The 9979-nt window shown below is 50.2% G+C and carries 22 protein-coding genes; 21 read left to right on the top strand and 1 reads right to left on the bottom strand.

The features are described 5' to 3' along the window. The 3 genes from AC0TNG_RS00710 to bfr form a co-directional block, all read left to right on the top strand. On the top strand, positions 1-187 hold a 187-nt coding region (locus tag AC0TNG_RS00710), incomplete at its 5' end, for an EF-Tu C-terminal domain-related protein (protein ID WP_000308341.1). 178 nt (positions 188-365) lie between these two features. Continuing rightward, positions 366-560: a bacterioferritin-associated ferredoxin gene (gene bfd / locus AC0TNG_RS00705; RefSeq protein WP_008503493.1), complete on the top strand. Its 195-nt coding sequence runs from the start codon at positions 366-368 to the stop codon at positions 558-560. Between the two features lie 72 nt (positions 561-632). After that, a complete protein-coding gene (gene bfr / locus AC0TNG_RS00700; RefSeq protein WP_008503492.1) occupies positions 633-1109 on the top strand; it encodes a bacterioferritin in 477 nt (158 codons plus the stop codon). Here bfr and AC0TNG_RS00695 read toward each other — a convergent pair. Then, positions 1093-1566 carry a prepilin peptidase gene (locus AC0TNG_RS00695; RefSeq protein WP_463727416.1) on the bottom strand — a complete coding sequence of 158 codons (474 nt, stop codon included), beginning with the start codon at positions 1564-1566 and terminating at the stop codon, positions 1093-1095. The genes bfr and AC0TNG_RS00695 overlap by 17 nt on opposite strands. Positions 1567-1946: 380 nt before the next feature. Here AC0TNG_RS00695 and rpsJ point away from each other — a divergent pair, with 380 nt between their 5' ends. From rpsJ to rplR, 18 genes are all read left to right on the top strand, one after another. Further along, positions 1947-2258 (top strand): 30S ribosomal protein S10, encoded by a 312-nt coding sequence (gene rpsJ, locus AC0TNG_RS00690; protein WP_001181005.1) that lies wholly within the window; start codon positions 1947-1949, stop codon positions 2256-2258. A gap of 32 nt (positions 2259-2290) precedes the next feature. Beyond that, a complete protein-coding gene (gene rplC / locus AC0TNG_RS00685) occupies positions 2291-2920 on the top strand; it encodes a 50S ribosomal protein L3 (protein ID WP_003863274.1) in 630 nt (209 codons plus the stop codon). 10 nt (positions 2921-2930) lie between these two features. After that, positions 2931-3536: a 50S ribosomal protein L4 gene (gene rplD, locus AC0TNG_RS00680; RefSeq protein ID WP_000424395.1), complete on the top strand. Its 606-nt coding sequence runs from the start codon at positions 2931-2933 to the stop codon at positions 3534-3536. After that, positions 3533-3835: a 50S ribosomal protein L23 gene (rplW, locus tag AC0TNG_RS00675; protein WP_000617546.1), complete on the top strand. Its 303-nt coding sequence runs from the start codon at positions 3533-3535 to the stop codon at positions 3833-3835. The genes rplD and rplW overlap by 4 nt, the downstream gene beginning before the upstream one ends. A gap of 17 nt (positions 3836-3852) precedes the next feature. Further along, the gene (rplB, locus tag AC0TNG_RS00670) at positions 3853-4674 is read left to right on the top strand and encodes a 50S ribosomal protein L2 (RefSeq protein ID WP_000301859.1); all 822 of its coding nucleotides are present in this window, start codon (positions 3853-3855) and stop codon (positions 4672-4674) included. Between the two features lie 16 nt (positions 4675-4690). Then, positions 4691-4969, top strand: coding sequence for a 30S ribosomal protein S19 (rpsS, locus tag AC0TNG_RS00665; RefSeq protein WP_001138117.1), 279 nt, complete (start codon positions 4691-4693; stop codon positions 4967-4969). A 14-nt stretch (positions 4970-4983) separates the two neighbouring features. Beyond that, entirely contained in the window at positions 4984-5316 is a 333-nt protein-coding gene (gene rplV, locus AC0TNG_RS00660) for a 50S ribosomal protein L22 (protein ID WP_002919773.1), read from the top strand. A gap of 17 nt (positions 5317-5333) precedes the next feature. Continuing rightward, positions 5334-6035, top strand: coding sequence for a 30S ribosomal protein S3 (gene rpsC, locus AC0TNG_RS00655; RefSeq protein ID WP_000529945.1), 702 nt, complete (start codon positions 5334-5336; stop codon positions 6033-6035). A 12-nt stretch (positions 6036-6047) separates the two neighbouring features. Then, on the top strand, positions 6048-6458 hold the full coding sequence (gene rplP, locus AC0TNG_RS00650; RefSeq protein WP_002919759.1) for a 50S ribosomal protein L16: 411 nt from the start codon (positions 6048-6050) through the stop codon (positions 6456-6458). Further along, positions 6458-6649, top strand: a complete 192-nt coding sequence (rpmC, locus tag AC0TNG_RS00645) for a 50S ribosomal protein L29 (protein ID WP_003863282.1) — start codon at positions 6458-6460, stop codon at positions 6647-6649. The genes rplP and rpmC overlap by 1 nt, the downstream gene beginning before the upstream one ends. Further along, positions 6649-6903 carry a 30S ribosomal protein S17 gene (rpsQ, locus tag AC0TNG_RS00640; RefSeq protein ID WP_008503489.1) on the top strand — a complete coding sequence of 85 codons (255 nt, stop codon included), beginning with the start codon at positions 6649-6651 and terminating at the stop codon, positions 6901-6903. The genes rpmC and rpsQ overlap by 1 nt, the downstream gene beginning before the upstream one ends. Positions 6904-7069: 166 nt before the next feature. Continuing rightward, on the top strand, positions 7070-7441 hold the full coding sequence (gene rplN, locus AC0TNG_RS00635; protein ID WP_002919748.1) for a 50S ribosomal protein L14: 372 nt from the start codon (positions 7070-7072) through the stop codon (positions 7439-7441). Positions 7442-7451: 10 nt separating this feature from the next. Beyond that, entirely contained in the window at positions 7452-7766 is a 315-nt protein-coding gene (rplX, locus tag AC0TNG_RS00630) for a 50S ribosomal protein L24 (RefSeq protein WP_003863287.1), read from the top strand. 14 nt (positions 7767-7780) lie between these two features. Next, on the top strand, positions 7781-8320 hold the full coding sequence (rplE, locus tag AC0TNG_RS00625) for a 50S ribosomal protein L5 (protein ID WP_001096206.1): 540 nt from the start codon (positions 7781-7783) through the stop codon (positions 8318-8320). Positions 8321-8334: 14 nt separating this feature from the next. After that, complete coding sequence (rpsN, locus tag AC0TNG_RS00620; protein ID WP_003863291.1) at positions 8335-8640, top strand: 30S ribosomal protein S14; 306 nt, start codon at positions 8335-8337, stop codon at positions 8638-8640. 30 nt (positions 8641-8670) lie between these two features. Beyond that, positions 8671-9063 carry a 30S ribosomal protein S8 gene (gene rpsH, locus AC0TNG_RS00615; RefSeq protein WP_006178918.1) on the top strand — a complete coding sequence of 131 codons (393 nt, stop codon included), beginning with the start codon at positions 8671-8673 and terminating at the stop codon, positions 9061-9063. Between the two features lie 12 nt (positions 9064-9075). Then, a complete protein-coding gene (gene rplF, locus AC0TNG_RS00610) occupies positions 9076-9609 on the top strand; it encodes a 50S ribosomal protein L6 (protein ID WP_003863296.1) in 534 nt (177 codons plus the stop codon). 9 nt (positions 9610-9618) lie between these two features. Continuing rightward, positions 9619-9972 carry a 50S ribosomal protein L18 gene (gene rplR / locus AC0TNG_RS00605; RefSeq protein WP_003863297.1) on the top strand — a complete coding sequence of 118 codons (354 nt, stop codon included), beginning with the start codon at positions 9619-9621 and terminating at the stop codon, positions 9970-9972. The last annotated feature ends 7 nt before the right edge of the window (positions 9973-9979 follow it).

Raw genomic sequence — 9979 nt, 5'->3', positions numbered from 1 at the left:
CCGTACAACTGACGTGACCGGTACCATCGAACTGCCAGAAGGCGTTGAGATGGTAATGCCAGGCGACAACATCAAGATGGTTGTGACTCTGATCCACCCAATCGCGATGGACGACGGTCTGCGTTTCGCAATCCGTGAAGGCGGCCGTACCGTTGGCGCGGGCGTTGTTGCTAAAGTTCTGGGCTAATTAATTATCCCCGAATAAAAAAAGGACGCTTCGGCGTCCTTTTTTGTTTTTTGCCGCTCAGGCGTTGTCACAAAATTTCGCATTTTTGCCTGCTCCCGTCCCGTATTGTGGCGTTTGTGCTATTGTAATCATAACCATTCTCACTTACACTTTGCGCATAATTTGAACGGGAGTCTCTATGTACGTTTGTTTATGTAATGGTGTAAGCGACAAGAAAATACGTCAGGCCGTTCGCCAGTTTCAGCCTCAGTCATTTCAACAGCTACGCAAATTTGTTCCGGTGGGAAATCAATGCGGTAAATGCGTACGTGCTGCGCGAGAGATCATGCAGGACGAATTGATGCAGATCCCGGAATACAAAGAGATCGCGTAAGCGCCCATCTTTTTTTTGACATCCCTGTAGCCCGATCTACGCTTCAATGAGTGGAAGCGGAGGGACTATATAATGAAAGGTGATGTTAAAATCATAAGTTATCTCAATAAATTATTGGGAAATGAGCTTGTCGCAATTAACCAGTACTTTCTTCACGCGAGAATGTTCAAAAACTGGGGGCTTAAACGTCTGAACGACGTTGAGTACCATGAATCGATCGATGAAATGAAGCACGCTGATAAATATATCGAGCGTATTTTATTTCTTGAAGGCATTCCAAACCTGCAGGATCTCGGCAAGCTGGGCATCGGAGAAGATGTCGAAGAGATGCTGCGTTCTGACCTCAGGCTGGAACTTGAAGGCGCCAAAGATCTCCGTGAAGCCATTGCCTACGCAGACAGCGTACATGACTACGTCAGTCGCGATATGATGATCCAGATCCTGGCCGATGAAGAAGGCCACATTGACTGGCTGGAAACGGAGCTGGATCTGATTGCTAAAATCGGCCTGCAGAACTACCTTCAGTCACAGATTAAAGTGGAAGAGTAACCAACGTTTTCCAGCCTATGCATAAACCCGCTGCTGCCAGAAATGGCCCAAAAGGCAGCGGGTTTTTTATTGCCTTCTTATCAGGGCGGATTAACGAAAAAACAAGAATGCAAAGAAGCGCCATCAGCGCCGCGAGTAGCGCCAGCGTAGGCAGTACGCACCAGCCGTGCCATGCACCAAGCGCCGCCAGGTATTTCACATCGCCATATCCCATACCTTCACGTCGGCGGATAAACCAGTAGCCCCAGTAAATAACGGCAAAGCCAATATATCCAGCCAACGCACCCGCCACCGCGCTCGGCAGAAAATCAGGATGGATACAGAGCTGAAAGAGCAGACCCGCCCATAGCAGCGGGCAGAGAAATTTATCGGGAAGCAGACCGTAGCGAATATCGGCATGTACCAGTAAGGCAGTCAGTGAAAGATAGATCAGCAGAAAGGGGAGGGTGGTTAGCATGAAAAAGGCCTCAAACGGGTTTGAGCGCATACTCGTTATAAACGGCCTGGCCGGCAATGCACAAAAAACGGAGATGCGTAGCGGCTCGAAATAAAGAATCGACGCAGAATACATTGCATGAAATGTTGCGCGCTCTTACGCATCCTGCGCCTTTGGCGCTTAATTTCTAAACGGCACTTGCGTCTTGCCCAGATTTACGTATAATGCGCGGGCTTGTCGTAATTGACGGCGGGTTCAATCAGAACCAGAGTAGCTCATTTTGTTACTCAACAATGCTCCCAATTGGGGAGCTACGTAAGAACGGTTACACTCTCCCATCAATCGTAATGGGTTTGAGGAGTAATCATTTTCGTTTATAAAATAATTGGAGCTCTGGTCTCATGCAGAACCAAAGAATCCGTATCCGCCTTAAAGCGTTTGATCATCGTCTGATCGATCAATCAACCGCGGAAATCGTCGAGACTGCTAAGCGCACTGGTGCGCAAGTCCGTGGTCCGATCCCGCTGCCGACCCGCAAAGAGCGCTTCACCGTTCTGATCTCCCCGCACGTCAACAAAGACGCGCGCGATCAGTACGAAATCCGCACTCACAAGCGTCTGGTTGACATCGTTGAGCCAACTGAGAAAACCGTTGATGCTCTGATGCGTCTGGATCTGGCTGCCGGTGTAGACGTGCAGATCAGCCTGGGTTAATCAGGTCATCGAGCGATTGAGAGGTTGAAACAATGATTGGTTTAGTCGGTAAAAAAGTGGGTATGACCCGCATCTTCACTGAAGATGGCGTTTCTATCCCAGTAACCGTAATCGAAGTTGAAGCAAACCGCGTTACTCAGGTTAAAGATCTGGCTAACGATGGCTACCGCGCTATTCAGGTTACCACTGGTGCTAAAAAAGCTAACCGTGTAACCAAACCAGAAGCGGGTCACTTCGCTAAAGCTGGCGTAGAAGCTGGCCGTGGTCTGTGGGAATTCCGTCTTGCTGAAGGCGAAGAGTTCACCGTAGGTCAGGACATTAGCGTTGAGCTGTTTGCTGACGTTAAAAAAGTTGACGTAACCGGTACCTCTAAAGGTAAAGGTTTTGCTGGTACCGTTAAGCGCTGGAACTTCCGTACCCAGGACGCTACTCACGGTAACTCCTTGTCTCACCGCGTTCCGGGTTCTATCGGTCAGAACCAGACTCCGGGCAAAGTGTTCAAAGGCAAGAAAATGGCAGGTCAGCTGGGTAACGAACGTGTAACCGTTCAGAGCCTGGACGTAGTACGTGTTGACGCTGAGCGCAACCTGCTGCTGGTTAAAGGTGCAGTTCCGGGTGCAACCGGTAGCGACCTGATCGTTAAACCAGCTGTGAAGGCGTAAGGGGATAGCAATGGAATTAGTATTGAAAGACGCGCAGAGCGCGCTGACTGTTTCCGAAACTACCTTCGGTCGTGATTTCAACGAAGCGCTGGTTCACCAGGTTGTTGTTGCTTATGCAGCTGGTGCTCGTCAGGGTACTCGTGCTCAGAAGACTCGTGCTGAAGTAACTGGTTCTGGCAAAAAGCCATGGCGCCAGAAAGGTACCGGCCGTGCGCGTTCAGGTTCTATCAAGAGCCCGATCTGGCGTTCAGGTGGCGTGACCTTCGCTGCGCGTCCACAGGACCACAGTCAAAAAGTTAACAAAAAGATGTACCGCGGCGCGCTGAAAAGCATCCTGTCCGAACTGGTACGTCAGGATCGTCTGATCGTTGTCGAGAAGTTCTCTGTAGAAGCGCCTAAAACTAAGCTGCTGGCACAGAAACTGAAAGACATGGCTCTGGAAGATGTGCTGATCATCACCGGTGAGCTGGACGAGAACCTGTTCCTGGCCGCACGTAACCTGCACAAGGTTGACGTACGCGATGCGACTGGTATCGACCCGGTTAGCCTGATCGCCTTCGACAAAGTCGTAATGACTGCTGATGCTGTTAAGCAAGTTGAGGAGATGCTGGCATGATTCGTGAAGAACGTCTGCTGAAGGTGCTTCGCGCACCGCACGTTTCTGAAAAAGCGTCTACTGCGATGGAAAAAACAAACACCATCGTTCTCAAAGTTGCTAAAGACGCGACCAAAGCAGAGATCAAAGCTGCTGTGCAGAAACTGTTTGAAGTCGAAGTCGAAGTCGTTAACACCCTGGTAGTTAAAGGGAAAGTTAAACGTCACGGACAGCGTATCGGTCGTCGTAGCGACTGGAAAAAAGCTTACGTCACCCTGAAAGAAGGCCAGAATCTGGACTTCGTTGGCGGCGCTGAGTAAGTCGGAGGAGTAATACAATGGCAGTTGTTAAATGTAAACCGACATCTCCGGGTCGTCGCCACGTAGTTAAAGTGGTTAACCCTGAGCTGCACAAGGGCAAACCTTTTGCTCCGTTGCTGGAAAAAAACAGCAAATCCGGTGGTCGTAACAACAATGGCCGTATCACCACTCGTCACATCGGTGGTGGCCACAAGCAGGCTTATCGTATTGTTGACTTCAAACGCAACAAAGACGGTATCCCAGCAGTTGTTGAACGTCTTGAGTACGATCCGAACCGTTCCGCGAACATCGCGCTGGTTCTGTACAAAGACGGCGAACGCCGTTACATCCTGGCCCCTAAAGGCCTGAAAGCTGGCGACCAGATTCAGTCTGGCGTTGATGCTGCAATCAAAGCAGGCAACACCCTGCCGATGCGCAATATCCCGGTTGGTTCTACCGTTCATAACGTAGAAATGAAACCAGGTAAAGGCGGTCAGCTGGCACGTTCCGCTGGTACTTACGTTCAGATCGTTGCGCGTGATGGTGCTTATGTCACCCTGCGTCTGCGTTCTGGTGAAATGCGTAAAGTCGAAGCAGACTGCCGCGCTACTCTGGGCGAAGTTGGCAATGCTGAGCATATGCTGCGCGTTCTGGGTAAAGCAGGTGCTGCACGCTGGCGTGGTGTTCGTCCTACCGTTCGCGGTACTGCGATGAACCCAGTCGACCACCCACATGGTGGTGGTGAAGGTCGTAACTTTGGTAAGCACCCGGTAACTCCGTGGGGCGTTCAGACCAAAGGTAAGAAGACCCGCAGCAACAAGCGTACTGATAAATTTATCGTACGTCGCCGTAGCAAATAATTTTAGAGGATAAGCCATGCCACGTTCTCTCAAGAAAGGTCCTTTTATTGACCTGCACTTGCTGAAGAAGGTAGAGAAAGCGGTGGAAAGCGGAGACAAGAAGCCCCTGCGCACTTGGTCCCGTCGTTCAACGATCTTTCCTAACATGATCGGTTTGACCATCGCTGTCCATAATGGTCGTCAGCACGTTCCAGTCTTTGTTACCGACGAAATGGTTGGTCACAAACTGGGTGAATTCGCACCGACTCGTACTTATCGCGGCCACGCTGCTGATAAAAAAGCGAAGAAGAAATAAGGTAGGAGGAAGAGATGGAAACTTTAGCTCAACATCGCCATGCTCGTTCTTCTGCTCAGAAGGTTCGCCTTGTTGCTGACCTGATTCGCGGTAAGAAAGTGTCGCAGGCCCTGGACATCCTGACCTATACCAACAAGAAAGCTGCGGTATTGGTCAAGAAAGTACTGGAATCTGCCATTGCTAACGCTGAACACAACGATGGCGCTGACATCGACGATCTGAAAGTCGCGAAAATTTTCGTAGATGAAGGCCCAAGCATGAAGCGCATTATGCCGCGTGCGAAAGGTCGTGCAGATCGCATCCTGAAGCGCACCAGCCACATTACTGTGGTTGTGTCCGATCGCTGAGACTCTGGAGACTAGCAATGGGTCAGAAAGTACATCCTAATGGTATTCGCCTGGGTATTGTAAAACCATGGAACTCTACCTGGTTTGCGAACACCAAAGAATTCGCTGACAACCTGGACAGCGATTTTAAAGTACGTCAGTACCTGACTAAGGAACTGGCTAAAGCGTCTGTATCTCGTATCGTTATCGAGCGTCCAGCTAAGAGCATCCGTGTGACTATTCACACTGCTCGCCCTGGCATCGTTATCGGTAAGAAAGGCGAAGACGTAGAAAAACTGCGCAAGGTCGTAGCGGATATCGCTGGCGTTCCTGCACAGATCAATATCGCTGAAGTTCGTAAGCCTGAACTGGACGCTAAATTGGTTGCTGACAGCATCACTTCTCAGCTGGAACGTCGTGTTATGTTCCGTCGTGCTATGAAGCGTGCTGTACAGAACGCAATGCGTCTGGGCGCTAAAGGTATCAAAGTTGAAGTTAGCGGCCGTCTGGGCGGCGCGGAAATCGCACGTACCGAATGGTACCGTGAAGGTCGCGTACCGCTGCACACTCTGCGTGCTGACATCGACTACAACACCTCTGAAGCGCACACCACTTACGGTGTAATCGGCGTTAAGGTATGGATCTTCAAAGGTGAGATCCTGGGTGGTATGGCTGCTGTTGAACAACCGGAAAAACCGGCTGCTCAACCTAAAAAGCAGCAGCGTAAAGGCCGTAAATAAGGAGCGTCGCTGATGTTACAACCAAAGCGTACAAAATTCCGTAAAGTGCACAAAGGCCGCAACCGTGGTCTGGCGCAGGGTACGGATGTTAGCTTCGGCACTTTCGGTCTGAAAGCTGTTGGCCGTGGTCGTCTGACTGCACGTCAGATCGAAGCAGCACGTCGTGCAATGACCCGTGCAGTTAAGCGTCAAGGTAAGATCTGGATCCGTGTATTCCCGGACAAACCGATCACCGAGAAGCCGCTGGAAGTTCGTATGGGTAAAGGTAAAGGTAACGTGGAGTACTGGGTTGCCTTGATCCAACCGGGCAAAGTCCTTTATGAAATGGACGGTGTTCCGGAAGAGCTGGCCCGTGAAGCCTTCGGCCTGGCAGCAGCGAAACTGCCTATCAAAACCACCTTTGTAACTAAGACGGTGATGTAATGAAAGCAAAAGAGCTGCGTGAAAAAAGCGTTGAAGAGCTGAACGCTGAGCTGCTGAACCTGCTGCGTGAGCAGTTCAACCTGCGTATGCAGGCTGCAAGTGGCCAGCTGCAACAGACTCACCTGCTGAAGCAAGTGCGTCGCAATGTTGCACGCGTTAAGACTTTACTGACTCAGAAGGCGGGTGCGTAATGACCGATAAAATCCGTACTCTGCAAGGTCGTGTTGTTAGCGACAAAATGGAGAAATCCATTGTTGTAGCTATCGAACGTATTGTGAAACACCCGATCTACGGTAAATTCATCAAGCGTACGACCAAACTGCACGTACATGACGAGAACAACGAATGTGGTATCGGCGACAAGGTTGAAATCCGTGAATGCCGTCCACTGTCCAAGACTAAGTCCTGGACGCTGGTTCGCGTTGTAGAGAAAGCGGTTCTGTAATACAGTACGCCTTCTCAATACGAATAAACGGCTCAGCGATGAGCCGTTTATTTTTTCTACCCATATTGCAGAAGCGGTGTTATAATGCCGCGCCCTCGATATGGGGCTTTTTAACGGCTCTGATTTTAGAGTCTCAGGTAGTAGTTGACATTAGCGGAGCACTAAAATGATCCAAGAACAGACTATGCTGAACGTCGCCGACAACTCCGGTGCACGTCGCGTAATGTGTATCAAGGTTCTGGGTGGCTCGCACCGTCGCTACGCAGGCGTAGGCGACATCATCAAGATCACCATCAAGGAAGCAATTCCACGTGGTAAGGTCAAAAAAGGTGATGTGCTGAAGGCGGTAGTGGTGCGCACCAAGAAGGGTGTTCGTCGCCCTGACGGTTCTGTCATTCGCTTCGATGGTAATGCATGCGTTATTTTAAACAATAACAGCGAGCAGCCTATCGGCACGCGTATCTTTGGGCCGGTAACTCGTGAACTTCGTACTGAGAAGTTCATGAAAATTATCTCTCTGGCACCAGAAGTACTCTAAGGAGCGAATCATGGCAGCGAAAATCCGTCGTGATGACGAAGTTATCGTGTTAACCGGTAAAGATAAAGGTAAACGCGGTAAAGTGAAAAATGTTCTGTCTTCCGGCAAACTTGTCGTTGAAGGTATCAACCTGGTTAAGAAACATCAGAAGCCGGTTCCGGCCCTGAACCAACCAGGCGGCATCGTTGAAAAAGAAGCTGCTATTCAGGTTTCTAACGTTGCAATCTTCAATGCGGCTACCGGCAAGGCTGACCGTGTAGGCTTTAGATTCGAAGACGGCAAAAAAGTCCGTTTCTTCAAGTCTAACAGCGAAACTATCAAGTAATTTGGAGTAGTACGATGGCGAAACTGCATGATTACTACAAAGACGAAGTAGTTAACAAACTCATGACTGAGTTTAACTACAATTCTGTCATGCAAGTCCCTCGGGTCGAGAAGATCACCCTGAACATGGGTGTTGGTGAAGCGATCGCTGACAAGAAACTGCTGGATAACGCAGCAGCTGACCTGACAGCAATCTCCGGTCAAAAACCGCTGATCACCAAAGCACGCAAATCTGTTGCAGGCTTCAAAATCCGTCAGGGCTATCCGATCGGCTGTAAAGTAACTCTGCGTGGCGAACGCATGTGGGAGTTCTTTGAGCGCCTGATCACTATTGCTGTTCCACGTATCCGTGACTTCCGTGGCTTGTCCGCTAAGTCTTTCGACGGTCGTGGTAACTACAGCATGGGTGTCCGTGAGCAGATCATCTTCCCAGAAATCGACTACGATAAAGTCGACCGCGTGCGTGGTTTGGATATTACCATTACCACTACTGCGAAATCTGACGAAGAAGGCCGTGCTCTGCTGGCTGCCTTTGACTTCCCGTTCCGCAAGTAAGGTAGGGTTACTGAATGGCTAAGCAATCAATGAAAGCACGCGAAGTAAAGCGCGTAGCTTTAGCTGATAAATTCTTCGCTAAACGCGCTGAACTGAAAGCGATCATTTCTGATGTGAACGCTTCCGACGAAGATCGTTGGAATGCGGTTCTCAAGCTGCAGTCTCTGCCGCGTGATTCCAGCCCGTCTCGTCAGCGTAACCGCTGTCGTCAAACAGGTCGTCCACATGGTTATGTGGGCAAGTTTGGGTTGAGCCGTATCAAACTGCGTGAAGCCGCTATGCGCGGTGAAGTGCCAGGCTTGAAAAAGGCTAGCTGGTAATTACCAATTGAATCACGGGAGTAAAGACAGATGAGCATGCAAGATCCGATCGCGGATATGCTGACCCGTATCCGTAACGGTCAGGCCGCGAACAAAGTTGCGGTCACCATGCCTTCCGCCAAGCTGAAAGTGGCAATTGCCAACGTGCTGAAGGAAGAAGGTTTTATCGAAGATTTTAAAGTTGAAGGCGACACCAAGCCGGAACTGGAACTTACTCTCAAGTATTTCCAGGGTAAAGCTGTTGTAGAAAGCATTCAGCGTGTCAGCCGCCCAGGCCTGCGCATCTATAAGAAAAAAGATGAGCTGCCAAAAGTTATGGCTGGTCTTGGTATCGCAGTTGTTTCTACCTCTAAAGGTGTTATGACTGATCGTGCAGCGCGCCAGGCTGGTCTTGGTGGCGAAATTATCTGCTACGTAGCCTAATCGGAGGAAAGAATGTCTCGTGTTGCTAAAGCACCGGTCGTTATTCCTGCCGGCGTTGATGTCAAAATCGACGGTCAGGTTATTACGATCAAAGGTAAAAACGGCGAGCTGACTCGTACCCTCAACAAAGCTGTTGAAGTTAAACATGCAGATAACGCTCTGACCTTCGGTCCACGTGATGGTTTCGTGGATGGATGGGCTCAGGCTGGTACCGCGCGTGCCCTGCTGAACTCAATGGTTGTTGGTGTTACCGAAGGCTTCACTAAAAAGCTTCAGCTGGTTGGTGTAGGTTATCGTGCAGCTATCAAAGGGAATGCAGTAGGCCTGTCTCTGGGCTTCTCACACCCTGTTGAGCATCCGCTGCCGGCCGGTATCACTGCAGAATGTCCGACTCAAACTGAAATCGTGCTGAAAGGCGCTGATAAACAGCTGATCGGTCAGGTTGCAGCAGATCTGCGCGCCTACCGTCGTCCTGAGCCTTACAAAGGCAAGGGTGTTCGTTACGCCGACGAAGTCGTGCGTACCAAAGAGGCTAAGAAGAAGTAAGGTAACACTATGGATAAGAAATCTGCTCGTATCCGTCGTGCGACCCGCGCACGCCGCAAGCTCAAAGAGCTGGGTGCAACTCGCCTGGTGGTACATCGTACCCCGCGTCATATTTACGCACAGGTAATTGCACCGAACGGTTCTGAAGTTCTGGTAGCTGCTTCTACTGTAGAAAAAGCTATCTCAGAACAATTGAAGTACACCGGTAACAAAGACGCCGCTGCAGCTGTAGGTAAAGCTGTTGCTGAACGCGCTCTGGAAAAAGGCATCAGCAATGTTTCCTTTGACCGTTCCGGGTTCCAATATCATGGTCGTGTCCAGGCACTGGCAGATGCTGCCCGTGAAGCTGGCCTTCAGTTCTAAGGTAGAG

Source organism: Enterobacter sp. PL_is514, from assembly GCF_055816715.1.
The sequence above is the reverse complement of the archived record's forward strand: the minus strand, read 5'-3'. Positions and strand labels throughout refer to the sequence as shown.